This window comes from Streptomyces sp. NPDC036813, from assembly GCF_055609245.1.
Genome location: NZ_JBVJPV010000016.1, coordinates 222,518 through 247,640, shown reverse-complemented (window position 1 = coordinate 247,640; position 25,123 = coordinate 222,518). Strand labels below are relative to the sequence as shown.

At 72.7% G+C, this 25,123-nt stretch carries 20 protein-coding genes; 16 read left to right on the top strand and 4 right to left on the bottom strand.

Annotated features, from left to right (window positions below):
* From ACZ67Q_RS30380 to metK, 3 genes are all read right to left on the bottom strand, one after another.
* On the bottom strand, positions 1–2,171 hold a 2,171-nt coding region (locus ACZ67Q_RS30380), incomplete at its 3' end, for a homocysteine S-methyltransferase family protein (RefSeq protein ID WP_471188615.1).
* Entirely contained in the window at positions 2,168–3,151 is a 984-nt protein-coding gene (locus tag ACZ67Q_RS30375) for a carbohydrate kinase family protein (protein ID WP_471188612.1), read from the bottom strand. The genes ACZ67Q_RS30375 and ACZ67Q_RS30380, both read right to left, overlap by 4 nt.
* A 1-nt stretch (position 3,152) precedes the next feature.
* Positions 3,153–4,370, bottom strand: coding sequence for a methionine adenosyltransferase (gene metK, locus ACZ67Q_RS30370; RefSeq protein ID WP_471188610.1), 1,218 nt, complete (start codon positions 4,368–4,370; stop codon positions 3,153–3,155).
* A gap of 463 nt (positions 4,371–4,833) precedes the next feature.
* On the opposite strand from metK, the gene ACZ67Q_RS30365 reads away from it, so the two are divergent.
* The 15 genes from ACZ67Q_RS30365 to ACZ67Q_RS30295 all read left to right on the top strand — a co-directional run bounded on the left by ACZ67Q_RS30365 (position 4,834) and on the right by ACZ67Q_RS30295 (position 22,841).
* Positions 4,834–5,799 carry an aromatase/cyclase gene (locus tag ACZ67Q_RS30365; RefSeq protein ID WP_471188607.1) on the top strand — a complete coding sequence of 322 codons (966 nt, stop codon included), beginning with the start codon at positions 4,834–4,836 and terminating at the stop codon, positions 5,797–5,799.
* Entirely contained in the window at positions 5,796–7,583 is a 1,788-nt protein-coding gene (locus ACZ67Q_RS30360; RefSeq protein ID WP_471188605.1) for an acyl-CoA dehydrogenase, read from the top strand. The genes ACZ67Q_RS30365 and ACZ67Q_RS30360 overlap by 4 nt, the downstream gene beginning before the upstream one ends.
* A gap of 165 nt (positions 7,584–7,748) precedes the next feature.
* Positions 7,749–8,639: a 4'-phosphopantetheinyl transferase family protein gene (locus tag ACZ67Q_RS30355; RefSeq protein ID WP_471188603.1), complete on the top strand. Its 891-nt coding sequence runs from the start codon at positions 7,749–7,751 to the stop codon at positions 8,637–8,639.
* A 122-nt stretch (positions 8,640–8,761) separates the two neighbouring features.
* Positions 8,762–12,283 carry a condensation domain-containing protein gene (locus tag ACZ67Q_RS30350; RefSeq protein WP_471188601.1) on the top strand — a complete coding sequence of 1,174 codons (3,522 nt, stop codon included), beginning with the start codon at positions 8,762–8,764 and terminating at the stop codon, positions 12,281–12,283.
* A gap of 131 nt (positions 12,284–12,414) precedes the next feature.
* Positions 12,415–13,644, top strand: a complete 1,230-nt coding sequence (locus ACZ67Q_RS30345; RefSeq protein WP_471188598.1) for an NtaA/DmoA family FMN-dependent monooxygenase — start codon at positions 12,415–12,417, stop codon at positions 13,642–13,644.
* A 104-nt stretch (positions 13,645–13,748) separates the two neighbouring features.
* A complete protein-coding gene (locus ACZ67Q_RS30340; protein WP_471188596.1) occupies positions 13,749–13,976 on the top strand; it encodes a DUF6059 family protein in 228 nt (75 codons plus the stop codon).
* On the top strand, positions 13,973–15,541 hold the full coding sequence (locus ACZ67Q_RS30335; RefSeq protein WP_471188593.1) for an acyl-CoA carboxylase subunit beta: 1,569 nt from the start codon (positions 13,973–13,975) through the stop codon (positions 15,539–15,541). Before ACZ67Q_RS30340 ends, ACZ67Q_RS30335 begins: the two co-directional genes overlap by 4 nt.
* Positions 15,542–15,558: 17 nt before the next feature.
* Positions 15,559–15,753 (top strand): acyl-CoA carboxylase subunit epsilon, encoded by a 195-nt coding sequence (locus ACZ67Q_RS30330; RefSeq protein ID WP_471188591.1) that lies wholly within the window; start codon positions 15,559–15,561, stop codon positions 15,751–15,753.
* 108 nt (positions 15,754–15,861) lie between these two features.
* Complete coding sequence (locus ACZ67Q_RS30325; RefSeq protein WP_471188589.1) at positions 15,862–16,230, top strand: hypothetical protein; 369 nt, start codon at positions 15,862–15,864, stop codon at positions 16,228–16,230.
* Between the two features lie 69 nt (positions 16,231–16,299).
* Complete coding sequence (locus tag ACZ67Q_RS30320) at positions 16,300–17,733, top strand: FAD-binding oxidoreductase (RefSeq protein WP_471188586.1); 1,434 nt, start codon at positions 16,300–16,302, stop codon at positions 17,731–17,733.
* Positions 17,730–18,503, top strand: a complete 774-nt coding sequence (locus ACZ67Q_RS30315; RefSeq protein WP_471188584.1) for an SDR family NAD(P)-dependent oxidoreductase — start codon at positions 17,730–17,732, stop codon at positions 18,501–18,503. The genes ACZ67Q_RS30320 and ACZ67Q_RS30315 overlap by 4 nt, the downstream gene beginning before the upstream one ends.
* A 71-nt stretch (positions 18,504–18,574) precedes the next feature.
* Positions 18,575–19,825, top strand: a complete 1,251-nt coding sequence (locus tag ACZ67Q_RS30310) for a cytochrome P450 (RefSeq protein WP_471188581.1) — start codon at positions 18,575–18,577, stop codon at positions 19,823–19,825.
* A gap of 6 nt (positions 19,826–19,831) precedes the next feature.
* Positions 19,832–20,035: a ferredoxin gene (locus tag ACZ67Q_RS30305; protein ID WP_471188578.1), complete on the top strand. Its 204-nt coding sequence runs from the start codon at positions 19,832–19,834 to the stop codon at positions 20,033–20,035.
* A 150-nt stretch (positions 20,036–20,185) separates the two neighbouring features.
* Entirely contained in the window at positions 20,186–21,148 is a 963-nt protein-coding gene (locus ACZ67Q_RS30300; protein ID WP_471188576.1) for a GNAT family N-acetyltransferase, read from the top strand.
* A gap of 82 nt (positions 21,149–21,230) precedes the next feature.
* The gene (locus ACZ67Q_RS30295; RefSeq protein ID WP_471188573.1) at positions 21,231–22,841 is read left to right on the top strand and encodes an FAD-dependent monooxygenase; all 1,611 of its coding nucleotides are present in this window, start codon (positions 21,231–21,233) and stop codon (positions 22,839–22,841) included.
* Between the two features lie 18 nt (positions 22,842–22,859).
* Here ACZ67Q_RS30295 and ACZ67Q_RS30290 read toward each other — a convergent pair whose 3' ends face one another.
* Positions 22,860–23,372, bottom strand: coding sequence for a MarR family winged helix-turn-helix transcriptional regulator (locus tag ACZ67Q_RS30290; RefSeq protein WP_471188570.1), 513 nt, complete (start codon positions 23,370–23,372; stop codon positions 22,860–22,862).
* A gap of 115 nt (positions 23,373–23,487) precedes the next feature.
* On the opposite strand from ACZ67Q_RS30290, the gene ACZ67Q_RS30285 reads away from it, so the two are divergent.
* Positions 23,488–25,023 carry an FAD-dependent monooxygenase gene (locus ACZ67Q_RS30285; protein WP_471188567.1) on the top strand — a complete coding sequence of 512 codons (1,536 nt, stop codon included), beginning with the start codon at positions 23,488–23,490 and terminating at the stop codon, positions 25,021–25,023.
* The last annotated feature ends 100 nt before the right edge of the window (positions 25,024–25,123 follow it).

Below are 25,123 nucleotides of genomic sequence, written 5' to 3'. Positions count from 1 at the left end.
TCGTCGGTCTTCTCCATGTGCGGCTCCAGGTGGGCCACCGCGCTCTTCATCACCTCGGCCGACTGCAGCACGAACGGCAGCTGCATCTGGCCGGAGCCGAACAGCTCACCCACGACCTTCATGCCGTCCAGCAACGTGTCGTTGACGATGTCCAGCGCGGAGCGGGAGGCCAGTGCCTCGTCCAGGTCCTGTTCGAGGCCGTTGCGTTCGCCGTCGATGATGCGCCGCTTGAGACGCTCCTCCAAGGGCAGTGCGGCCAGCTCCTCGGCCTTGGACGCCTTCAGCGACTTCGCCGTCGCCCCCTCGAACAGCTGCATCAGCTTCTGCAGCGGGTCATAGCCCTCGGCACGCCGGTCGTAGATCAGATCCAGCGCCGTCTGCACCTGCTCGTCGTCGAAGCGGGCGATCGGCAGGATCTTGCTCGCGTGGACGATCGCCGAGTCCAGGCCCGCCTTCACACACTCGTCCAGGAACACACTGTTGAGGAGGATGCGGGCGGCCGGGTTCAGGCCGAAGGAGATGTTGGACAGGCCCAGCGTGGTCTGGACGTTGGGGTGGCGGCGCTTGAGTTCGCGGATGCCGTCGAGGGTGGCGATGCCGTCCTTGCGGGACTCCTCCTGACCGGTGCAGATGGTGAAGGTGAGGCAGTCGATGAGGATGTCCTCCTCGCGGATGCCCCAGTTCCCGGTCAGGTCGGCGATCAGCCGCTCGGCGATCTCCACCTTCTTCTCGGCCGTGCGGGCCTGGCCCACCTCGTCGATGGTCAGCGCGATCAGCGCCGCACCGTGCTCCTTCGCGAGCCGGGTGACCTGGGCGAAGCGGGAGGCGGGGCCGTCGCCGTCCTCGTAGTTCACCGAGTTGATCACCGCGCGGCCGCCCAGCTTCTCCAGCCCGGCCCGGATGACCGGCACCTCGGTGGAGTCCAGCACGACCGGCAGCGTCGACGCCGTCGCGAACCGCCCGGCGAGTTCCTCCATGTCGGCCACACCGTCCCGGCCGACATAGTCCACGCACAGATCGAGCATGTGCGCGCCCTCACGGATCTGCTCGCGGGCCATCTCCACACAGTCGTCCCAGCGGCCCGCCAGCATCGCCTCACGGAACTTCTTCGACCCGTTGGCATTCGTGCGCTCACCGATCGCCAGATACGCGGTGTCCTGCCGGAACGGCACCGTCTGATACAGCGACGCCGCCCCCGGCTCCGGCCGCGGATCCCGCTCACCCGGCGCCAGATCCCGTACCCGCTCCACGACCTGCCGCAGATGCTCCGGCGTCGTACCGCAGCAGCCCCCCACCAGCGACAGCCCGTAGTCACGCACGAAGTTCTCCTGCGCGTCCGCCAGTTCCGGCGCAGTCAGCGGATAGTGCGCACCGTCCTTGCCCAGCACCGGCAGACCGGCGTTCGGCATGCACGACAGCGGGATGCGGGAGTGGCGGGCCAGGTAGCGCAGGTGCTCGCTCATCTCGGCGGGGCCGGTGGCGCAGTTCAGGCCGATCATGTCGATGCCGAGCGGCTCCAGCGCGGTCAGCGCCGCACCGATCTCCGAGCCCAACAGCATGGTGCCCGTCGCCTCCACCGTGACCGACACGATCAGCGGCAGGTCGGCCCCGGCGGCCTCCAGCGCCCGGCGCGCCCCGACGACGGCGGCCTTGGTCTGCAGCAGGTCCTGCGTGGTCTCCACCAGCAGCGCGTCCGCACCACCGGCGATCACGCCCTCCGCGTTCTGCTGGTACGCGTCGCGCAGCTTGCCGTAGGGGGCGTGTCCCAGCGTCGGCAGCTTTGTGCCCGGCCCCATCGAGCCCAGCACCCACCGCTGCCGTCCGGTGGACTCGGTGAACGCGTCGGCCACCTCACGGGCGATGCGCGCACCGGCCTCGGACAGTTCGAAGACCCGTTCCGGGATGTCGTACTCGCCCAGCGCGGCAAGGTTCGCGCCGAAGGTGTTCGTCTCCACACAGTCCACGCCGGCCGCGAAGTACTCCTCGTGCACCGAGCGCACGATGTCCGGACGGGTGACGTTCAGGACCTCGTTGCAGCCCTCGAGCTGCTGGAAGTCCTCCAGCGTGGGGTCCTGCGCCTGGAGCATGGTGCCCATCGCCCCGTCGGCGACCACCACACGGGTGGCAAGCGCCTCTCGGAGCGCGGACACACGGGCCCGGCTGTCGTTCATGAGCGCACCACCAGACGTGAGGAGACGGCGTCCGCCGCTGTAGGTCCGTAAGACTCGTCGAGGCGGGTCAGCAGCTCGGCGCGGCTCAGGGTGTGTTCCTGCGTGCCCACCGTCTCCAGGGCCAGAACGGCGGTGACGCTGCCGAGCCGGGCCGCGTTCCGCAGGTCGGCCCCCCTGGCCAGGGCGGCCAGGAAGCCCGCACGGTAGGCGTCGCCGACGCCGGTGGGGTCCGCGACGGTGCGGGCCCGGGCGGCCGGGACCTCGATGGTGGTACGGCCCGCCTGCCGGATGCGGGAGCCGGCCGCGCCGAGCGTGGTGATCCACAGGCCGGTGCGGCCGAGAATCTGCTCCTGTGTCCAGCCGCTGCGCTCCTGGAGGAGGACCGACTCGTACTCGTTGCTGAAGAGCATCCGCGAGCGGTCGATCAGGGCGCGGACCTGGTCGCGTTCCAGGCGGGCGAGTTGCTGGGAGGGGTCGGCGGCGACGGGGAGGCCGAGTTCGTGGCACTCGCGGGTGTGCCGCAGCATCGCCTCGGGGTCGTTGGGCGAGACCAGGACCAGGTCGAGTCCTCCGGTGCGGGCGAGGACGGGGGAGAGGGAGATGTGGCGGGCCTCCGCCATCGCACCGGTGTAGAAGGTGGCGATCTGGTTCTGGTCGGCGTCCGTGGTGCAGACGAAGCGGGCGGTGTGCAGATCGGGACTGACCCGCACCGACTCGGTGTCCACGCCCTGTTCCTTCAACAGCACCCGGTACGGCTCGAAATCGCTGCCCACGGCACCGAGCAGCACCGGCGCGAGCCCCAACTGGCCGAGGCCGTAGGCGATGTTGGCCGCTGCACCACCGCGCCGGATGTCCAGCGAGTCGGCGAGGAAGGACAGGGAGACGCGGTCGAGCCGGTCGGCCATGAGCTGGTCGGCGAACCGGCCGGGGAAGACCATGAGATGGTCCGTGGCGATGGACCCGGTGACGGCGATGCGCATGTCAGACTCCGGCGGCCCGGCGCAGCGCGTCGGCCCGGTCGGTGCGCTCCCAGGTGAAGTCGGGCAGCTCACGGCCGAAGTGGCCGTAGGCGGCGGTCCGGGCGTAGATGGGGCGCAGCAGGTCCAGGTCGCGGATGATCGCGGCCGGACGCAGGTCGAAGACCTCGTCGATGGCCTTCTGGATCTTGTCGACGTCGGTCTTCTCGGTGCCGAAGGTCTCCACGAACAGACCGACCGGCTCGGCCTTGCCGATCGCGTACGCCACCTGGACCTCGCACCGGGAGGCGAGATTCGCGGCGACGACGTTCTTCGCGACCCAGCGCATCGCGTACGCCGCCGAGCGGTCCACCTTGGAGGGGTCCTTGCCGGAGAAGGCGCCGCCGCCGTGGCGGGCCATGCCGCCGTAGGTGTCGATGATGATCTTGCGGCCGGTGAGGCCGGCGTCGCCCATCGGGCCGCCGATCTCGAAGCGGCCGGTGGGGTTGACCAGCAGGCGGTAGTTCTCGATGTCCAGCTTGATGCCGTCCTCCGCCAGGGCCTTGAGCTCCGGTTCGACCACCGCCTCGCGGATGTCGGGGATCAGCAGGGAGTCCAGGTCGATGTCGGAGGCGTGCTGCGATGAGACCACGACCGTGTCGAGGCGGACCGCCTTGTCACCGTCGTACTCGATGGTGACCTGCGTCTTGCCGTCCGGGCGCAGGTAGGGGAGGGTGCCGTTCTTGCGCACGTCCGAGAGGCGCTTGGCCAGGCGGTGCGCGAGGAAGATCGGCAGCGGCATCAGGGTCGGCGTCTCGTCGGACGCGTAGCCGAACATCAGGCCCTGGTCGCCCGCACCCTGCCGGTCCAGCTCGTCCCCCTCCGCGCCGGCCGCTCCCTCGACCCGGGTCTCGTAGGCCGTGTCCACGCCCTGCGCGATGTCCGGGGACTGCGCGCCGATGGAGACGGAGACACCGCACGAGGCGCCGTCGAAGCCCTTGGCCGAGGAGTCGTAGCCGATCTCCAGGATCTTCTCGCGCACGAGCTGGGCGATCGGCGCGTAGGCCTTGGTGGTGACCTCTCCGGCCACGTGGACCAGGCCGGTGGTGATCAGCGTCTCCACGGCGACCCGGGAGGACGGGTCCTCCCGCAGGAGCGCGTCGAGAATGGTGTCGCTGATCTGGTCAGCGATCTTGTCGGGGTGACCTTCGGTCACGGACTCCGAGGTGAACAGAAGCCCCATGGCGAATTTCCTCCGCTTTCAGGTCGGATGAGGGAAGCCGTGCGCTGGATGTCCATGCCGCCGGGAAGACGTCGACCCGGATGCCCGGGAAGTGTGTGGTGCCGATTCGACGCCACTCACGCCGAGCGCGGGTGGAGAGGAGCTCGACCAAACTTCCAGCCCGGGCCGCCGGACCGCCGGGGCGGCCCCCGGCGGCAGCGCCGAGGCGGATGCTCGGCGTCCGCAGTGGCGCCCGGTCGGCAGCCGCTCGCCAGGCGCTAGCGGAACGCTCGAACCCGGAGGCGGGAACGCACCGGGACGGCTCGGGCCCCGTCGCCCACCTGCCACGGGGGCGCTGCGCGGTGAGCGCGGGCGTGCGCTGTGCCGTCGCGGGCACCAGCGATGGTCGACCTGGCTTCCAGCGGGCTTCGAGCGGGCGCCCGCACAGTCGGACGCACAGGTGAAAAGAAGGGGGTGAACGCCGATGCCCGTACCGGCCGTACACCGCACATCGCATCGGATCGAGGTGGCCGCTCCCGCCGGAGTGGTCTACGGACTCATCGCGGACGCCGAGCACTGGCCGCTGTTCTTCGCCCCGAACGTGCACGTCGAGCCACTCGACCTGGAAGGCCCCGAGCAGCGCCTGCGCATGTGGGCACGCGCCGACGGCCGGATCATCTCCTGGATCACCCGGCGCACTCTCGATCCCGGTGCCCGGCGTATCTCCTTCCGCCAGGAGGTGACCTCCGCGGCCGTGGACAGCATGCTGGGCATCTGGAACGTCGAACAGACGGCGGACGGTTCCTCGCTGCTGACGCTGGAACGGGAGTTCTCCGTGGCCGACGGCCGCCTCGCGCCGGAGTCGACCGGGGACGCGAACATCCGCGCTCACCTGGCGAACCTCAAGAGCCTGGCGGAGCGGTGGGCCGTCCTGGACGAACTGGTCGTCACCGTCGAGGACGCCGTACGCGTCGACGGACCCTCCGAGCTCGTCTACGGCTTCCTGTACCGGGCCGCCGCCTGGCCCGGCACCGTCCCCGGTGTGACCGGCGTTCACCTCGTCGAGGACGTACCCGGCATCCAGGCGCTGTGCGCGCCGGGCTCGCCGGGCGGCGCCGGGGACACCGTCGCCGTGCGGCTGTGCTTCACACACGCCGGGGTCATCGTCTACAAGGTGATCCAGCCGCCCGAACTGGTCTCGGGACAGGCAGGGGAGTGGTCGGTGGAGCCCGACCCGACCGGTGTGACGGTGCGGGCGCGGCACCGGGTGGTGCTCAACGAGCACGGCGTGACACGGGTGCTGGGAGAGGGCGCCGGCCTGGCCGACGCCCGCCGCCACGTCCGTGAGCGCGTCAGCCGGGAGAGCACCGCCCTCCTCCGCCTCGCCAAGCAGCACGCGGAGGACGCCGTTCGCGCGCTCACCCCGAGCGACCTGCCGGGACTGTCATGACCCTCACCACGGACATCGTTCCCCCACCGTGGGCCATGGACCGGCAGCACGCCCTGTCCCCCCGGCGGGCCACGGACGGGCGGACCGCCGCGCTGTGCCGCGCCGCCCGCGTGGACGCCCTGCTCGCCAACCCCTACGACCCGGTCAACGAACACGGCTTCGCCGCGTTCCTCGCCGCCGACCGGGAGCGCCGCCCTTCCCTCTCCACCGAAAGGCTGCTCGCCGACGCGGGCCTGGCCGCCGAGTTCGTCCCCGCCCGCCACGGCGGCGGCCTGACCCGGGCCGACCTGCTCATGAAGGTGCTGCGCCCCGTCTTCCGGCGCGATGTGGCCCTCGGTTTCGCCGGCGGTGTCACCTCGCTGTTCGCCGCCTCCGCGGTCTGGGCGGCCGGCACCGACGCACAGCAGCGGGCCGTCGCCCGGCTGCTGCTGGGCGGCGGGCGGACCACCGTGGTGCACCCCGGACTCGCCCCGGCCGGCGGGGTCAGGCGTGAGGAGGTCACGGCCCGCAACACGGCCGACGGCACCGGGATGCTCGTCAGCGGCAGCAAGGACGTCATCATCGACGCGGCGCGCGCCGACCTCTACGTCGTCCACGCCCGCACCGCCGAGACCGGCCCGCGCACCCACTCGGTCCTTCTGCTGGACCGCGCCCAGCTGCCCGGCGCGTCACTGGAGCGGCTGCCGCGGGTCGCGACCGACGGGATGCGCGGCGCTCTCTTCTCCGGGCTGCGGTTCACCCGGTGTCCGGTGCCCGACGACGCCCTCGTGGGCCGGCCCGGCGACGGCGCCCAACTGGCCCTGCGCATGAACCAGGTCAACCGCTGCCTCGTCGCCGGCGCCGCGACCGCCGCCCTCGACCCGGTCCTGCGCGCCGCCGTCCACACCGCCACCGACGGCCGCACCGGGCCGCCGGCCCGCCGCTGGCACCGGCCGCTCGCCGGGGTCTTCACCGACCTGCTCGTCTGCGACGCCCTCGCCACGGTGTGCCTGCGCGCGGTCGGCCTGCTGCCCGACCGGGCCCATGCGCCCACGGTGGCCGCCACCTACACCGTGCCCGCGCTGCTCACCGACGCGCTGGAGGAGCTGTCCGCCGTGCTCGGCACGCACGGTGGGGGCGGTGACCTGCTGCACGGCATCCTGGCCAAGCTGGTGCGGGACCTGCCGGCCGCCGGACTCGGGCGCGACGGCGCCGCCGCCTGCCAGGCCGTCATCGTTCCCCAACTGGGCGCGCTGGCACAGCAGTCCTGGCTCTTGGAGGAGGAGCCGCCCGCCGAACTGTTCCGCGGGCGGGCCGACCTGCCGCCGCTGGACCACGGGGCGCTGGCTTTCGCGGGCGGCGGGGACTTCCTCGCCGCCGCACTGACCGGAGCCGCCGAACGGCTGGGCCGCTCGCGCCGGGTGGGCGGCCGCATCGCCCTGCTGGCAGATCTGGCCGAAGGGTTCCTGGCGGAGCTGCGCCTGCTGCGCGAGCAGTGCGCCCTGCTGCCCGGGCAGTTCGGCGACGCCCTGTCCGGGCCGGCGGCCTGCGCCCTGAGCGACCGCTACGGGCTGCTCGCCGCGGCGGCCGCCGTCCTGGCCGTCTGGGAGGGCCAGGAGGGCGACGACCCGTTCCTCGCCGACCCCGGCTGGGTGGTGCTCGCCCTGTCCCGGCTCGGCCGCCGGCTCGGGCTCGCGCTGCCCGACGTACCCGGGGACTGTGTCACGAGCGTCCTGGACGAGCTGCTGCGACGCCACCGCGCGGGGCGCGGCCTCGACCTTGACGCGGCCGAACTCACCGTGTGACGACGGAACCACCGTGTGACCGCGGAACTCGCCGTGTGACCGCGGAACTCACCTTGTGGCCGCGGACACCACCTCACCGCCGCCGGAGCCCGCGTTGTCCCCGCCGGCGCCGGCCCGGTGGCCCCAGGCATCTCACGCAGTGATCCACAGAAGGGAGCGGACCGGATGACGCAGGCATCCCGCATCACCCAGCCCGTGCACGTGCCCGGGCCTTCCGGGCCGTGGGACGAGGTCCGGGAGGCGATGGACCGGTGCGGCAGCGCGGTGGTCTTCACCACCTGGGGGGAGTGGCTGAGCGCGGTCGTCACCGAACCCCGGCTGCGCCTGCTGCTGGGCCGGGACTGGCCACGCTACCGGCGCACCGCCGACCCTTCGGTACGCCACCGCTTCGCCGCCGCCCGGCTGGTCCTGAAGTACACGGCGGCGGCCGCCCTGGGCACCGACGCCGCCGGACTCGACCTCGCCTACAAGATCGGCGGTCGTCCGCATCTGCGCGGGATACGCCAGGTGGACGTGGGTCTTTCGCACACCGACGAGCTCATCGTCGTCGGCGTCAGCCGCACCGGACGTATCGGCGTCGACGCCGAACCGCTGACGCGCACCCTGACCTACGACGTGATGCGCGAGCGGATGTGCACACCCGCCGAACGGGCCGCCCTCACCGGCCTGGACGGTCCCGCACGCACAGCCGCCCTGCTGCGGCTGTGGACCCTGAAGGAGGCCTACACCAAGGCGCTGGGGCAGGGACTGCGGCTGGACTTCACCGAGTTCGGCTTTCCTGTCGGCACCGAGGGGGAGTTCGCCCCGGGTGACGGAGCGGGCCTGCTGGCCCCGGACGGCAGCCCTGCCTCGCCGGGCACCTGGTCGTTCGGCACCTACCCGACGATGGCCCGCTATCTGGTCGCGGTGGCCCGCTACGACACAGGCCCTGCCGCGGCGCCCGGCGCTGTCGATCGGCCCCTGGCCGACGAGAGGTCCATGAGCCTGGTGGCGCAGCTGCTGCCCCGGCAGGAGCATGCCGCAGGGTCGCGTCAGCCCCGCTCAGGGGCCGCTTAACAATGCCTGGAGGCCACGGGCGATCTTCCTCGGACCGGGATAACGTGCCCCATGCATACATCTGCCGACCCGGAGCTTGAGGAGGCAGCCGGGCTTCCGTGGGGCGAAAGGAGAGGCGGCTCATGACCGAACGCGGCTCCGTGGAACCGTCGTTGACCGTCGTGGCTGCCGGACCGGTCCTGGACCTGCACGGCCCCCTCGGCCCGGGCGCGGTGGACAGGGCCCTTGCGCGCGCCGTCGTACGCAGCGCCGACCTGCGCGGCTGGAGCCTGGACGGCTTCGAGGCGCCGCACGGGGACGAGAGCGTGGCGGAGGGTGTGCTGCACGCCCGCCTGCGGCGCCACGGGCCCGCCCACCACACGCTGCACCTGGCCGCCGGCCGCACCGGACGGCCGGACGGCCCGGAAACGGCTCACGAGGCGGCCGGCCTGATCGCGGATCTGCTGAGCATGCCGCGTGGCCCGGTACCGCTGGAACCCGCCCTGCGCGCCGTGCTGCGCACTCTGGACGAGGGTCCGCACCGCGCCCACCGCGGCATGCTGCTGCGGTTCCACGACGTCGTCGGTGCGGACGTGCTGCGCGACGCGCTGGCCGCCGTGGTCGCCGCCCAGCCGATCCTGTGCACCCCGCTCGAGGCGGGCCGGGCGGGCGAGTTGCTGCTCGGCGCCCGCACCGAGGGCGCGGAGGCGCAGGAGGGCATGCTGACGACGGCCCGGTTCGCCGGCCGCGCCGCCTTCGACGTGGCCGTCGCCGAGGCGCGCCGCGGCATCGACCCGCGTACCGGGGCGTCGCTGCGCGCCGTGCACGCCCAGGGCGGTGTACCTGGCCTCGCCGGGGGTGACCTGCTGTTCATCGCGGTGCACGACCTCGCCGCCGACCCGGCGTCCTGGCGGATCCTGCTGGAAGACCTGGACACGGCACTGGGAGCACTCGCCTCCGGAAGGACGCCGCCGGTGCAGGGCGACGCGGGCTGGCTGGAGGAGTGGAGCGCACGGCTGGCCGCCGCGTCCCCCGAGCGGGCGGACGAGACACCCGGCTCCACCCCGGCACTCGCCTGCGGTACGGCCGCCGGCAGCGGCGCGCCGCGAGCCGCCTCCGGCACCGTCGCCGAAGGACTCAGCGCGGACGGCTTCAGCGCGGACGGCTTCAACGCGGAAGGCGTCAGCACCGAAGTCGGCACCGAAGGCGTCGGCACCGAAGGCGTCAGCACCGAAGGCGTCAGCGCCGAGGATGTCACCGCGCCGTACCGTGACGGCGGCCGCGACGCGGCGTACGCCCGCTTCACCCTGGGCGCGCGGGAGACCCGGCTGCTCACCACCGTCCTGCCGCACCAGCACCGGCTGTCCGCCGCCGAGGTGCTCGCGGCAGCCTTCGGTCAGGCTCTGGCCCGCTGGTGCCGGACGCGCGAGGCCGTCTTCGACCTGTGCACCGACGGGCGTACCCTCCTGCCCGCACACGCGCGGGCCGTGGGTCCTTTCACCCGCGCCCGCCGCGTACGGCTGGACGCCGACCCGGACCTGGCGCCCGCGCGGTTCCTCGCCGCCGCGGCGAGCGCCCTCACCGGGGACGAGCCGCCGGGCACCGGCTCGCCCGCGGCAGGGCACCTGCCCCGGGCCCGAATCACCCACCACGACGCGGGAGAACTCCCCGCGCCCTCCCCGCGCTTCACCGTCGTCCGCACCGAAGAGGACCATCCGCCCCGGCACGCCGAGGGCTTCGGCGCGTACGAGATCGAGGTCCGCACCCACGTGGAGGACGGCAGGCTGCACGTCCGGGCCGTCGCCGGGGGCGTCCCGCGGGCCGCCCTGGACGTGCTGTGCGGCCATCTGCGCAGGGTGGTCGAGCAGTTCGCCGTCCGGGAGGCCGAGCGGTCCCCGGCGCCGGCCGCCGGGCCGGTCGTCGCCGCCACCGCCCGCCAGCAGCGGCTGCTCGCCCAGTCCCTGGCCCGCCCCGGCGCCGGACACCACATCGAGCAGCTCCAGTGGACCTGGAACGGGCCGCTGGACGGCGAGCGGTTCACCGCCGCCTGGCAGGCGGTGGCCGACAGCGAGACACTGCTGCGCGCCGCGTTCGACCCGCGCGACCACACCCGGATCACCCTGCACGAACGCGCCACCGTCCAGGTCGAACGGCTCTCGCACCAGGACATCACCTGGCCCTCGCTGCTGGAGCGCGACCGCCGCCGGGCCGTGGACGTCCACCGGCCGGGACCGCTGCGGATCACCCTGCACGACGGCCCGGTGTCCGAGGCGGGCGCGGCGCAGACCCGCGTCCTGCTGACGTTCCACCAGGCGCTGGTCGACACCTGGAGCGCGCAGGTACTGCTGCGCGAGTTCTACCGCGCCTACCTGAACGACGGCTCAGCCGCCGGCGGTGAGCGGCGGCCCGACCTGCGTGACTACGCGCGATGGCTCGACGAGCAGGACACCGTGGGCGCCCGGGAGTTCTGGTCAGGCGCCACCCCGCCGCGCCACGCGGCCGTGTACCCGGCGCGCGCCGGGGCGCCCACGTCGCACACCGGTTCCGGACGGATCTCCCGGCGGCTGTCGCGGCACGACGCCGTGCGGCTCGTCCACTGGGCGGCCGCCTGCGGCGTCACCGAGACGGCGGCGCTGCACGCCGCCTGGGCCCTGCTGCTGCACCGGGCCACCGCGGCCGGGCAGGCGGCCACCGTCGCCTTCGGCGTCTCCGTCGACGGCCGGGGGATCTCCCTGGAAGGCGTGGAGCAGCTGACCGGCCCGCTGCTCGGCGTGCTCCCGATGACCGTCGACGTCGACCCGGCCGGCACGGTACCCCAGCTGCTGACGGCGTTGCGGGACCGGGCCCTGGACATGTCCGCGTACGAGTGGATCAGCACCGAGCATCTGCGGCGCTGGAGCGAGCGCGGGGACGACGAGGAGCTGTTCGCCACGGCGGTCTTCTTCGAACGTCCCGTCCGGCCCGGCGACGACCTGGTCGCCGAACTGTCCGGCCAGGGCATCACGTACGAACCTCCGCACAGCACGGGCGCGTCCAGCACCCTGCCGATCGGACTGCTCGCCCGCTACGACCGGCTCGGCAACCTCGTGGTCACCGCGATCCACGACCGCAGCCGTTTCGCCGAGTCCGAGGCGGCCAAGCTGCTCGCGCAGAGCATGCGGCTGCTGCGCGTCTTCCCGGATCTCGCGGACGCCGGCCGGCCCATCGCCGCGGTCCTCGAGGCGCTGTCCGACTCGGAGGTGCCGCGCATGGCGCCCGCGGCCGGCCCCGGCGACACCGTGCTGGTCACGCTGAGCCCGGGCCGGCGCACCGACGGTCCCGCCGTCTGCCTCGTCCCCCCGCCGGGCGCGGACCACGCCTGCTACGACGTCCTGGTGCCCCTGCACGCCGGTGCGGGGCCGCTGCTGGCGGTCGGCACCGCGCAGGCGGAGCCGCAGGCCGTGGCACAGGCGCTGCTGAGCGTCCTCGGCCCCGGCCGTCCGCTGGTGCTTGCGGGCTGGTCCGGCAGCGGACAGCCGGCGCACCGCATCGCCGCGCACGTGGCCGCCGGCGGCGGGCACGATGCGGTGATCGTGACCCACGGGACGGGAGAGGCCGACGCCGAATCCCTCGCCCGCACCCTCGACCAGGTCCTCGGTGCCCTCGGCGACGGCCCGCGCCCGTGACCGGCCGCCGTCGGGCGGGGCCGGTCCGATCCCGCCCGCCGGCCTGAGCGTTCTTCGAGGCGCTTGTGCTGCACTCCCGAGCGTCAGGGCCGGCCGCAGGAGCCGGGCCGATCGTGGGAGGCAGGCCGCCGATGCGTACCGAACGCACACCCATGAGGCTGGGGGCGCTTTTGCCCGCCCCGGCGCTCGGACACCACGCCGCCGCGTGGCGGCACCCGGACGTCCGGCCCGAGAGGGCGTTCAGTTTCGACCACTACCGCGCTCTGGCCCAGACCGCCGAGCGGGGCGGGCTCGACTTCCTGCTGCTGGCGGACAGCGCGGGCGGGCAGGCCGCCGATGCCGCCGCCCGGCACGGCCGGGACAGTGCGGTGGCCCACCTGGAGCCGCTGACGCTGCTGTCCGCGCTGGCCGTGCACACCCGGCACATCGGCCTCGCGGCCACGGCGACGACCACCTTCGGTGAACCCTTCCCTCTCGCCCGCACCCTTGCCTCGCTCGACTTCATCAGCGGCGGCCGCTGCGGCTGGCACGTCACCGTGCCCGTCAGCGACGCCGAGGCCGGCAACTTCGGCATGGAACGGGCACCGGGCGCGGGCATGGCATACCACCGGGCCCAGGAGTTCCTGGAGGTCACCGGCCGGCTGTGGGACGGCTGGGAGGACGACGCGTTCCTGTACGACCAGGTGGGCGGCCGGTACGTCGACCCCGCCAAGGTGCACGTCCCCGACCACCGGGGCGACCACTTCCGGGTGCGCGGGCCGCTCACCGTGCCGCGCCCGCCCCAGGGCCGCCCGGTGCTGCTGCACCCCGTGCTCCCGTCCGCCGACGCGCGGGAGTTCGCCGCGCAGTGGGCCGACGTACTGCTGACCGGGCAGCGCACCGCGGTGCGGGCCCGTGCGGAACGGCGGGCGCTGCGCGCCCTGGTCGCCGACCGGGGCCGCGAACCGGACCAGGTGCCGGTCCTCGCCACGGTGTTCGTGGTGACCGGCCGGACCCGGGCCGAGGCCGAGGACACCTACGCCACGCTCCAGGACCTGCTGGACCCGGCCGCCCGGCTCGGCGCCTCCGGCGCCGCGCCCAGCCCCGCGCTGCTGCTCGGGTCCGCGAGGGACCTCGTCGACGAGCTGGAGGAGTGGTTCACCCAGGGCGCCGCCGACGGCTTCGTGTTCCTGCCCGGCCATCTGCCCGCCGGCCTGGCCGCGCTGGCCGACCTCGTCGTCCCCGAGCTGCGCCGGCGCGGCCTGGCCCGGACCCGCTACGACGGCTACACCCTGCGCGACCACCTGGGGCTGACGCGCCCGCGCGCGGTGGGCGGGAGCGATTCCCGGCCGCTTCTCAAGCGCCTCTCCAAGCACCTTTGAGCGAGTCCTGTGACCGTGGGCGAGTCCGACACTGCGTATCGGGAAAAAAGAGGAGGACGGTCCATGCCGCTGCAGACGACCAGGTCCTCGGTGACGGGGGAGACGTGGACGCCTGGTCGATAACCGCCTCGTTCCTGCGGGCCGTCGGCCGGTCGCTGGCCGCCGCAGGCGCCATCTGGGTCTACATCCCCATCCCGGACGATTCGGCCCGGGAGTGGATCTGGCTCGCACCCCCGCCGGGGCACCCCGAGCGGCTTCGCCCCGACGTCCCGCTCAGTGCGGTCGAACGGCACCTGGCACGCTCGCTGTCGCACCCGGAGGACATCGCATGACCATCGCTACCGAGGCTGTGGTACGTGACCGTCTGACCGAACTCGCCGAGATCAAGGCGCTGGCGGTCGACGGCCCCGACGACAAAGCCACCGCACGCCAGCACGCCAAGGGCAAGCTGACCGCCCGGGAGCGCATCGACCTGCTGCTGGACGATGGATCGTTCCAGGAGATCGAGGCCCTGCGCCGGCACCGCGCGACCGGTTTCGGACTGGAGGACAAACGCCCCTACACCGACGGTGTCGTCACGGGGTGGGGAACCGTCCACGGCCGTACCGTCTTCGTCTACGCGCACGACTTCCGCATCTTCGGCGGCGCGCTCGGCGAGGCCCACGCCGCGAAGATCCACAAGGTGATGGACCTGGCGCTGGCCGCCGGCGCCCCGCTGGTCTCGCTCAACGACGGCGCCGGCGCCCGCATCCAGGAGGGCGTCACCGCGCTCGCCGGCTACGGCGGCATCTTCCAGCGCAACACCAAGGCCTCCGGGGTCATCCCGCAGATCAGCGTCATGCTGGGCCCCTGCGCCGGGGGAGCGGCGTACTCGCCGGCCCTGACGGACTTCGTGTTCATGGTGCGCGAGACCTCGCAGATGTTCATCACCGGACCGGACGTCGTCAAGGCCGTCACCGGCGAGGAGATCACCCAGAACGGGCTGGGCGGGGCCGACGTCCACGCCGGCGTGTCCGGCGTCGCGGCGTTCGCCTACGACGACGAGGCCGCCTGCCTGGAGGACGTGCGCTTCCTGCTGTCACTGCTGCCGTCCAACAACCGTGAGACGGCGCCGCGTCAGCCGTCCGACGACCCGGCGGGCCGGCTCACCGAGGCGCTGCGGGAGATCGTCCCGGCCAGCGCCAACCAGGCCTACGACATCCGCGCGGTCATCGAGGAGATCGTCGACGACGGAGAGTACTTCGAGATCCAGCCGCAGTGGGCGACCAACGTGGTCTGTGCGCTGGTCCGCCTCGACGGCCACGTCACCGGCATCGTCGCCAACCAGCCCGCCGCCTTCGCCGGCGTCCTGGACATCCACGCCAGCGAAAAGGCGGCGCGGTTCGTGCAGTTCTGCGACTCCTTCTCCATACCGCTGGTGACGCTGGTCGACGTACCGGGCTTCCTGCCGGGCGTGGACCAGGAACACGGCGGCATCATCCGGCACGGCGCCAAGCTGCTGTACGCCTACTGCAACGCGACCGTCCCGCGGGTTCAGCTGATCCTGCGCAAGGCCTACGGCGGCGCGTACATCGTCATGGACTCGCGCTCCATCGGCGCGGACGTCTCGCTGGCGTGGCCCACCAACGAAATCGCCGTCATGGGCGCCGAGGGCGCCGCGAACGTCATCTTCCGCCGGGAGATCGCCGCCGCCGACGACCCCGACGCCGTACGGGCCCAGAAGATCAAGGAGTACCAGTCGGAACTGATGCACCCCTACTACGCCGCCGAACGCGGCCTGGTGGACGACGTCATCGACCCCGCCGACACCCGCTCCACGCTGATCGGCGCGCTCGCCATGCTGCGCTCCAAGCACACCGGCCTGCCGTCCCGCAAGCACGGCAACCCGCCGGTGTGACGGGCGAGGAGGACACCATGACCCTCTGGCGCATCACGGGCGGCACCCCCACCGCGGAGGAGACCGCCGCCCTCACCGCGGTGCTCACCGCGCTGCTGGCCCGGCACACCGACGCGGGCGAGGACACCGCGACGGCCGAGGCGGCGGCCACCGTCTGGCACCGCCCGCACCACAACCCGCACCCGTCCGCCGGGACGTGGCAGTCCGGTTGAGCTGCCCGCACGGCCCGCTGCAGAGCCGTTCAAGCACCGCTCCAGCCCGGGGCGACACCGTAGCGGCGAACACCCACACCCACGAACCCCTGTCAGGAGAGATGCGCCATGACCGACGCCCGGCTGGTCGGAACCTGGACGACGGAGCTCGAGGACGACGGCAAGTCCGTGTTCGGACTGGCGTCCTTCACCGGTGACGGAGGCGTCACCTGCTACCAGGTGAACGCCAAGAACATCGGCCTGGGCAACTGGGAGTCCACCGGCAAGGACTCCTTCCACTACAACTTCCACATCCTCGCCGTCAGCCCCGAGGGCCAGCACGTCGGTGAGGCCCACGTCTTCGTCGAGGGCGAGTTCGTCTCCGACGACCGCTGGGAGGGCACCGGCGGCGCCAACTTCTACTCGCCCACCGGTGAACTGCTGCGCGGCCACGAGGGCTCGAGGGTCGTCGCCCGCAAGTTCGGCATCGACAAGTAGCCCGCCCGCACGTCGGCTCAGGCACCGCCGTCGTCACCCCGCCGGCACGTCACGGAGGAAGGACCCGCCATGCTGCGCGAACGCCTCGAAGGTGAGCTCGTTCTCCCGTCGGATCCGGGGTACGGGCTCGCCACGCAGCTGCAGAACACCGAGTACGACACCGTCGCCCCCGCCGGCATCGCCTACTGCCACTCGGCGAAGGACGTGCTGGCCTGCGTCCGCCACGCCCGCGACACCGGCCTCCGCCTCCATGTGCGCAGCGGCGGCCACAGCTTCAACGGCTGGTCCACCGGCGAGGGCCTGGTGGTCGACCTGTCGCGGATGAACCAGGTAGCCGTCGAGGCGGGCACCGTGCGCATCGGCGCCGGCACCCAGTCCCTGGACGCCCTCGACCGGCTCAAGCCGCTGGGCCGGCAGATCATCACCGGCACCTTCCCGACGGTCGGTCAGGGCGGCTTCCTGACCGGCGGCGGACTGGGCTGGCAGACCCGCCGGTTCGGCGTGGCAAGCGACCGTATCGTCTCCGCCCGCGTCGTGCTGGCCGACGGACAAGTCGTGCGCGCCTCGGCCGAGGAACACCCGGACCTGTACTGGGCGCTGCGCGGGGGAGGCGGCGGCACGTTCGGCATCGTCACCGACTTCGAACTGCTGCCCGTCGACGCGCCCCGGCTGACCTCGTTCGAGACGCTGTGGTCGTACGAGGACGCCGCCGAGGTGCTGGCGGCCTGGCAGGCCTGGGCGGCGGAGGGCAGCGACGACCTCGGCACGTCCCTGGTCGTGCTGCCCGGCATGTTCGGCCCCGGTGGCCGGCCGGTGGTGAAGGCCTGGGGCGTGCACCTGGGCGCGCCCGAGGACCTCGAGCGCGCCCTGGACGAGCTCACCGAGCGCACCGGCACCAAACCGGTGCACCGCGAGACGGGCGCTCCCGGCGCGTACGCCGACGTCATGCACGAGGCGCTGTGCGGTTCGAAGACCGTGCAGCAGTGCCACCGCACCGGTACTCACCCCGAGGCGGTCGGCCACCGCCACCCCTACACCCGGCAGGCCTACCGGCTCACCGGCCGGGCCGTCACCCGTGTCGAGGCGCAGACCCTGCTGAAGGCGTGGGACCCGGACCTCGACGGCGAGCGCTATCTGCTGTGCATCGCCCTGGGCGGGGCCGCCAACCGCGTCGGCCGCACCGAGACGGCCTACGTGCACCGCGACGCCCAGTTCCTGGTGGGTTATCAGATGGCCACGCGCGATGCGGAAGCAGCCGCGCGGGGGCCCGCCGAGCTGCAGGAATGGGCCGACCGGTGCGATGCCGCGCTCGCCCCGCTGGCCACCGGCTCCTACATCAACTTCCCCGCCTCCCGCATCGGTGCCGGCTGGGAGGCCGACCACTTCGCCGAGAACGCACCCCGCCTGCGCGCGGTCAAGCACCACTACGACCCCGACGACTTCTTCCGGCACGCGCAGAGCATCCGCCCCGAGCCCGGCCGGACAACGGAGACAGGACGATGAAGACGGACCTGACGGACAAGGTGGTGCTGGTCACCGGCGCCTCCCGGGGCATCGGCCGGGCCACCGCCCTCGCCTACGCCGCCGAGGGCGCGCGGGTCGCGCTCACCTACCACAGCGACGAGGCGGGCGCGAAGGAGACGGCCGAGCAGGTGGCCGCCGCGGGCGGCAGCTCCCTCGTGGTCCCCCACGACCTCGCCGACCCCGACTCGATCCACGCCGCCGCCGACACCGTCGCCCGCCAGTGGGGCGGCATCGACGTGCTGGTCACCTGCGCCATGGAGTGGGGCGACGCCATCCCGCGGCCCGGGCTGCAGATGCCCGCCTTCGAGGACGTCCCAGCCGACCAGTGGCGGCGGGTGCTGCACACCTCTTTGGACGCCGTCTTCGACACCGTCCAGGCCGTGCTGCCCCGGATGCGGGACCGCGAGTGGGGCCGCATCGTCCTGCTCGGCGCGGGCCTGGCGGACGCCGGGATGGTCGGCGCGGGCGCGTACGGGGCCGCCAAGTCCGGCCTGTACGGCCTGGTGCGCAGCCTCGCCTGGGAGCTCGGGCCGGCCGGGATCCTGGTGAACCTGGTCGTCCCCGGCCAGACCCTCACCGAGAACGTGCTCACCCACGCCTCGCCCCAGTTCCTTCAGAACAAGGCCAAGTCCCTTCCCTCCGGCCGGATGAACACGCCGGACGACGTCGCGCGCACCATCCTCTTCCTCGGCTCCGCCGCCAACGGCAACGTCCACGGTGAGGCGCTGCGCGTCACCGGCGGCCTGTGAAGCGCCTGCCCGCCCCGTATCCACCAGCGGACCCGTCGCCGAGGCTGACGGCCGCACACCCTGGAGAACCCATGCCCGACACACTCGACGCGCCGACCACGCTGGCGGACGGGGCCGACGACGCTCCCGCCTACCCGATCCAGCGCAAGTGTCCCTACCACATGCCGCCCGGATACGAGGAGCTGCGGGACAAGGGCCCGATCTCCCGCGTCACCCTGTGGAACGGACGGGTGGCCTGGCTGGTGACCGGCAACGAGATCGGCCGCCGGCTGTTCCCGGACCCGCGGCTCTCCTCCGACGTCCTCGACCCCCGGTTCCCGCTGCTCGCGCCGCGCATCGAGGCCCAGCGCAAGCAGGCCGCCGCGCCGCCGCTGGTCGGGGTCGACGACCCGGTGCACGCCCGCCAACGCCGTATGGTGCTGCCCAGCTTCGGCATCCGGCAGGTCAACGCGCTGCGTCCGGTGATCCAGCGGTACGCCGACGAACTGCTGGACAAGATGCTGGCCAAGGGCCCGGGCACCACCGTCGACCTGCTCACCGAGTACGCGCTGCCCATGCCGTCCGCCGTCATCTGCACGCTGCTCGGCGTGCCGTACGAGGATCACCACTACTTCGACGAGCGCTCCCGGCATGTGCTGTCCTCCTCCGGCCCGGAGCAGGCCGCCCAGGCGCAGCAGGCGTTCACCGAGATCCTCGCCTACCTGGACGACCTGATCAGCCGCAAGCAGGACGAGCCGGGCGACACCTTGCTGGACGAGCTGATCAGCCGTCAGCTCGAGGAGGGCAAGGTCGACCGGCACGAACTGGCGATGCTCGCCACCGTCCTGCTGGTCTCCGGGCACGAGACCACGTCCAACATGATCGCGCTGTCCATGATGGCGCTGCTGGCGCACCCCGAGCAGCTCCAGGCGCTGCGCGCCGACGAGTCGCTGATGCCGCGCGCCGTCGACGAGCTCATGCGCTACACCTCCATCGGCGACATGCTGATGCGCGTGGCCAAGGAGGACGTCGAGATCGAGGGTCACCTCATCAAGGCGGGCGACGGTGTCATCCTGTCGACGATGCTGATGAACCGGGACGCCGAGTCCTTCGAGCGCCCCGACGAGCTGGACATCCGCCGCCAGAGCGGCCGCCACGTCGGCTTCGGCTACGGCATCCACCAGTGCATCGGCCAGAACCTCGCGCGTGCCGAGATGGAGATCGCCCTGGCGACGCTGTTGCGCCGCGTGCCGACGCTGCGGCTGGCCGTGCCCGCCGACCAGGTCGGGGTGAACGCGCCGTTCGTGCTGCAGGGCGTCACCGAACTGCCCGTCACCTGGTAGGCCGATGTGCGCATCTCGATCGACAGCAACCGGTGCATCGGCTCCGCCCAGTGCGCGGTGACCGTTCCCGCCGTTTTCGAACAGGACGAGGACGGCCTGTCCACGGTGATCGCGGGCCGCGAGGACGGGGCCGGGCAGCCGCTGGTACGCGAGGCCGCGCGGGCGTGTCCCGTCCAGGCCATCATCCTCACGGAGACGGACGGGGCCTGACCCCCGCCCCGACCGGGGCACGCAGCCCCGGTCCTGACAACCGGTGGCCGGGTACGGCGGTGCGGCGCTCGTACCCGGCCACCGGCTGCATCGTCTCAGGCGCCTGTGCTCCCGTTGCCCCGCATCCTTTGACGCCCACGGAAGGAAGCCATGGAAATCCGTAGCCTCGACGGCGACGACCCGGCGACGATCTCGCTCCTCCTGCCCGGGTTCCAGGAGACGATGCGCCTGGAACTGCCCGGCGACCCGCCGGTCTCGGCCGCCCTGCTGGCCCGGTTGCTGCAGCGCCGGCACGGCGCCGACCGGATCGTCCTGGCCGCCTTCGACGCAGGCCGACCGGCCGGATGCGTCAAGCTGGGCCTGGACGAGGGCGAACCCGAGGGCCCGGGCCACGGTTCCCTGTGGGTCTTCCCCTCCTTCCGGCGCCGCGGTGCCGGCACGGCCCTGGTGGGTGCCGCTCGTGCCGAGCTGCGCCGCCGCGGCCGCGGCATGCTCCTGGTCGACGCCCCGCACACGCCGGTCGCCGAGGCGTTCGCCGCCGACCGCGGGGCCGAGCGGTGCGGCACCAGCATGCGCAACCGTCTCGTCCTGCGCGGCCCGGTCAGGGACGCACTGGCCGACCTCGCCGGCCGGGCGGTCGCCGGTTACCGCCTGGTGCACTGGCGTGACCGCTGCCCGGACGAGCTGGTCGACTCCTACGCCCGCGCCTGGGAAACCCTGGAGGCACCCGTCAACGGCCAGGCGGTGGCGCGCCGGCCCACCGCCGAGGACGTGCGCTCCCGTGAGGCGGAGGCCGGGCGGACCGGTCACCGGCAGTACGTGAGCGCGGTCCTCGCCGAGGACAGCGGCGAGGTCTGCGGATATGCCACGCTCCTGGTGCGGGACAGCCCGATGGCGGACACGGGGGAGACGCTCGTCCTCACCGGCCGGCGCCGCCGCGGTCTGGGCACCTGGCTCAAGGCCGACGTGCTGTCCCGGGTGGCCGGGGAGAACGAGCAGCTGGCGCTGGTGCAGGCCTGGAACGACGTGCGCAACACCCCGATCGTGGCGCTGAACAACCGCCTCGGTTTCCGCGCGGACAGTTCCTGGTCGACGTATTCCCTCCCCTGCTGACGGCGCGAGTCCCGTTCGAGTCGGGATCCAGTGGCCGCTGCCACGATCCGGCACAGACCGGCATCCGTGAGAGGGGTTCCTTGTGAGTACCAGCAGCACACGTGTACTGATCGCCGGCGGGAGTCTCGTCGGCCTGTCGACGGCGCTGTTCCTCGCGCATCACAACGTGCCCTGCATCATGGTCGAACGTCATCCCAGCACGTCCATCCACCCGCGCGCCGTCGGCTACTACCCGCGCACCGCCGAGCTGCTGCGTACCGTGGGCGTCGAGGAGGCGGCGAAGAGCGCCGCGGCCGGTTTCGAGAAGCACAAGACGCGCGCCGGTGTCGTCTCGCTGGCCGGTGAGGTTCTCTTCAGCAAGGAGGAACTCGAGGGCGGCGACGACCTCGCGGACCTGACCCCCTCCAAGCTGCTGCTGCTTCCGCAGGACCGGCTGGAGCCCCTGCTGCGGGCGCGGGCCGAAAAGCTGGGCGCCGACCTGCGGTTCGGCACCGAACTGGTCTCCTTCACGCAGGACGACGACGGCGTCAGTGCCGTCCTGAGGGGCGCGGACGGCGCTGAGAGCACCGTGCGCGCCGACTACCTGGTGGCCGCGGACGGCCCGCGCAGCACGGTCCGCGAGGCACTCGGCATCCGCCGGGAGGGCCGCGGAGTGCTCTCCCGGCACGTCAGCATCGCCTTCGGCGCGGACTTCGGCGCGGTCCTGGGCGAGCGCCGCTACAGCGTCGTCCATGTCAAGAACGACACGGTCACCGGCATCCTGGTGCACGACGACACCCTCACCGAGGGCACGCTGATCGTCGGCTACGACCCGGAGCGCGGCGAGAGTCTGCAGGACTTCACCGACACCCGGTGCGCCGAACTCGTCCGCGCGGCCATCGGCTCGGACACGGTCGAGGTCACCGTGCGCTCCCGTTTCCCGTGGGACATGGCCGAGTTGGTGGCCGAACGCTTCGCCGAGGGCCGGGTGCTGCTCGCGGGCGACGCCGCCCACCAGATCCCGCCCACGGGCGGGTACGGGGCCAACACCGGCATCGCCGACGCCTTCAACCTGGCCTGGAAGCTGGCCCTGGTGCTCGACGGCACCGCCGGTGCGGGCCTGCTCGACACCTACGAGCAGGAGCGCCGTCCGGTCGGGCTGTACACCGCGCGGCAGGGCTCGCTGCAGCTGGCGATGCGCTCGGGGACAGCCACCGAGGAACAGCAGGCGGCGACCGACGACGCGATGACCGTGACCATGGGCCAGGCCTATCCGGCCGGTGCCTTCGTCGCCGAGGAGGGAGCCGGGGCGCTGCCGCTGACCAGTGATCCGCATACTCTGTCCGGCCGGCCAGGAACCCGTGCACCGTACGTGGTGCTCGAACGGGACGGCTCGCCGCTGGCGACGCTGGACCTGTTCGGTTCGGGTTTCGTGCTGCTGACCGGAGCGGACGGGCAGTCCTGGGCCGCGGCGGCGCGCACGGCCGGCGCGCGGCTGGGTGTCGCGCTCGATGTCCACCGCATCACCGCCGACGGGGACCAGGGGCCGGCCGACCCCGAGGGCCGCTGGGCCGACGCCTACGGCGTGTCGTCGGGGGGTGCCGTCCTGGTGCGCCCGGACGGGATCGTCGCCTGGCGCAGCCGGGGCGCTTCGCCCGCCGACGAGCAGGCCGCGGCGCTGACGTCGGCGCTGCGCCTGATCCTGGCGCGCTGAGAGGTGCCGGGTGGGCGGTCAGCCGCCGGCCGGGGCGTGCCGCGTCTCGGCCACCGATTCCACGTACTTGATCAGCAGGCGGGCGAACTGGAGGCGTTCGGCCTCGGGCCAGTCCCGGGTGATGAACTCGAAGGCCGCTCGCTGATGACGGCGGAAGGCGGCCAGCATGGCCACGCCCTCGTCGGTCATCTGAAGGATCGTGCGGCGTCCGTCCTGCTGCGATGCGGCGCGCACGAGATAGCCCGCGGAGATGCAGTCGGTGACCATGCGGCTGGCGACCGAGGGATCCACGGCAAGCCGTTCGGCGACGACGCCGACGGTGATCTCCTGGCCGTCCTCCTCCGGGCCCTCCTCGACGATGTTGAGGACCAGGGTCCGGGTCATGTCCTTGCGCGAGACCGTCGTCTCGGCGTTCAGCGCCGACGCGCGGCGCAGCCGTGAGAAAGCCGGACCCACCGCGTCGAGAGGGTCGGCCGCGGTGAGCGGACCCTGCCTCGACGGGACGCCTGTCTGCCTGGTCGAAGTCTCCATGTCCCCATCCTAGGCCCGGTGATTACAAGCAGGCGAGCATGTGTATGCTAGCAAGTGCTTGCATGATTTCATGCATATAATCTCTCGTCAATGTTTCCCCCCTGAAAGGACTTCCATGCCGGACAACCAGGACTTCGACTTCGACGTCCTCATCGTCGGCGGAGGCCCGGTGGGCATGCTGCTCGCCTCCGAACTCCGCATCTCCCGAGCCAAGCCCGTGGTGCTGGAGCGGCTTCCCGAGCGCACCCCGCACTCCAAGGCCTTCGGTCTGCACGCCCGTTCGCTGGAGTCGCTGGACCGCCGCGGCCTGCTGGAGCGCTTCCGTGACGGCGCCCCGTCCTGGAACAACGGCCACTTCGCCGGCCTCGACGTCTGGGTCGACTTCTCCCTGCTGGACAGCGCGCAGAACTACGCCCTGCTGTCCGAGCAGACCCGCACCGAGCGCCTCCTGGAGGAGCGCGCGCAGGAGTTCGGCGTCGAGATCCGCCGCGGTCACGAGGTGACCGCCGTACGGCAGGACGCCGACGGCGTCGAGGCCGACGTCACCGGCCCCGAGGGGTCGTACACCCTGCGCGGCCGCTACCTCGTGGGCGCCGACGGCGGCCGCAGCCTGGTCCGCAAGGCCGCGGGGATCGCCTTCCCGGGCACCGGCGGCAAGGTCACCGCGCGGCTGGCCGACGTCGTCCTCGCCGACGGCGAGAAGGCTCCGATGGGCATGGAGCGCACCGAGCGCGGACTGCTCTTCTGTGTGCCGCTGGACGACACCTACCACCGCGTCGCCACCTTCGACTTCCACAAGGAGCGGGAGGCCGAGGGCGAGCTGACGCTGGAGGAGTTCACCGACAGCCTGCGCGAGATCTGGGGCAGCGACCTCGGCGCGAGCCGGCCGCGGTGGCTCTCGTGGTTCACCGACTCCGCCTGCCAGGCCGAGCGCTACCGCGCCGGGCGCTTCTTCCTGGCCGGCGATGCCGCCCACACCCACTTCCCGGTCGGCGGCCAGGGCGTCAACCTCGGTCTGCAGGACGTGCTCAACCTCGGGTGGAAGCTCGCCGCCGACATCAACGGCTGGGCTGCCGAGGGGCTGCTCGACACCTACGACCGTGAGCGCCAGGCCCCGGCCCGTAAGGTGCTCGCCAACACCCGTGCGCAGATCGCGCTGATGAACCCCGACCCGTACGTCACTCCGCTGCGTGAGCTCTTCGAGGACCTCATGCGCAAGGAGGAGGTCAACCGGCACGTCGCCGAGATGCTCAGCGGTGTCGCTGTCCGCTACGACATCCCGGGCCCCGAGCACCGTCTGCTCGGCGACTTCGCGCGCGACCTGACCGTCACCACCGACGAGGGCCCGGTGACCCTCCCCAAGCTGCTGCGCCGCGGCACCTTCGCGCTGCTCGACCTCTCCGGCCGCCCGGAGATCGCCGAGGTGTACGGGGAGTGGGCCGAGCCCGTCGCCTGGGCCGGCCGCGTGCGGCATGTCGTCGGCGCGTGCGAGCAGGAGCCGGAGCTGGCCGGCCTGCTGGTCCGCCCCGACGGATACGTCGCCTGGGCCGCCGACAAGGACGCTTCGCCCACCGAGATCGCCGAGGGGCTGCGTGCGGCCCTGGCGGCCTGGGCGGGGACCGAGGGGCCCAGCCGGCCGGTCTTCAAGTAAAGGCAAAGAACCCGTGCGCTCCTCAATATGGTGTGGACGAACAATCAAATGCATGACAACATGCATACGTAATCCGGATCGCCGGACGGAGCCAGGCGGC

Excerpts from the sequence above, each read along its gene's own strand:
- ACZ67Q_RS30310 (WP_471188581.1), top strand. The coding sequence starts at position 18,575 with ATGCCCGACACACTCGACGCGCCGACCACGCTGGCGGACGGGGCCGAC.
- ACZ67Q_RS30360 (WP_471188605.1), top strand. The coding sequence starts at position 5,796 with ATGACCCTCACCACGGACATCGTTCCCCCACCGTGGGCCATGGACCGG.
- ACZ67Q_RS30355 (WP_471188603.1), top strand. The coding sequence starts at position 7,749 with ATGACGCAGGCATCCCGCATCACCCAGCCCGTGCACGTGCCCGGGCCT.
- ACZ67Q_RS30315 (WP_471188584.1), top strand. The coding sequence starts at position 17,730 with ATGAAGACGGACCTGACGGACAAGGTGGTGCTGGTCACCGGCGCCTCC.
- ACZ67Q_RS30290 (WP_471188570.1), bottom strand. The coding sequence starts at position 23,372 with ATGGAGACTTCGACCAGGCAGACAGGCGTCCCGTCGAGGCAGGGTCCG.
- ACZ67Q_RS30365 (WP_471188607.1), top strand. The coding sequence starts at position 4,834 with ATGCCCGTACCGGCCGTACACCGCACATCGCATCGGATCGAGGTGGCC.
- ACZ67Q_RS30300 (WP_471188576.1), top strand. The coding sequence starts at position 20,186 with ATGGAAATCCGTAGCCTCGACGGCGACGACCCGGCGACGATCTCGCTC.
- ACZ67Q_RS30320 (WP_471188586.1), top strand. The coding sequence starts at position 16,300 with ATGCTGCGCGAACGCCTCGAAGGTGAGCTCGTTCTCCCGTCGGATCCG.
- ACZ67Q_RS30345 (WP_471188598.1), top strand. The coding sequence starts at position 12,415 with ATGCGTACCGAACGCACACCCATGAGGCTGGGGGCGCTTTTGCCCGCC.
- metK (WP_471188610.1), bottom strand. The coding sequence starts at position 4,370 with ATGGGGCTTCTGTTCACCTCGGAGTCCGTGACCGAAGGTCACCCCGAC.
- ACZ67Q_RS30285 (WP_471188567.1), top strand. The coding sequence starts at position 23,488 with ATGCCGGACAACCAGGACTTCGACTTCGACGTCCTCATCGTCGGCGGA.
- ACZ67Q_RS30330 (WP_471188591.1), top strand. The coding sequence starts at position 15,559 with ATGACCCTCTGGCGCATCACGGGCGGCACCCCCACCGCGGAGGAGACC.
- ACZ67Q_RS30375 (WP_471188612.1), bottom strand. The coding sequence starts at position 3,151 with ATGCGCATCGCCGTCACCGGGTCCATCGCCACGGACCATCTCATGGTC.
- ACZ67Q_RS30325 (WP_471188589.1), top strand. The coding sequence starts at position 15,862 with ATGACCGACGCCCGGCTGGTCGGAACCTGGACGACGGAGCTCGAGGAC.
- ACZ67Q_RS30350 (WP_471188601.1), top strand. The coding sequence starts at position 8,762 with ATGACCGAACGCGGCTCCGTGGAACCGTCGTTGACCGTCGTGGCTGCC.
- ACZ67Q_RS30335 (WP_471188593.1), top strand. The coding sequence starts at position 13,973 with ATGACCATCGCTACCGAGGCTGTGGTACGTGACCGTCTGACCGAACTC.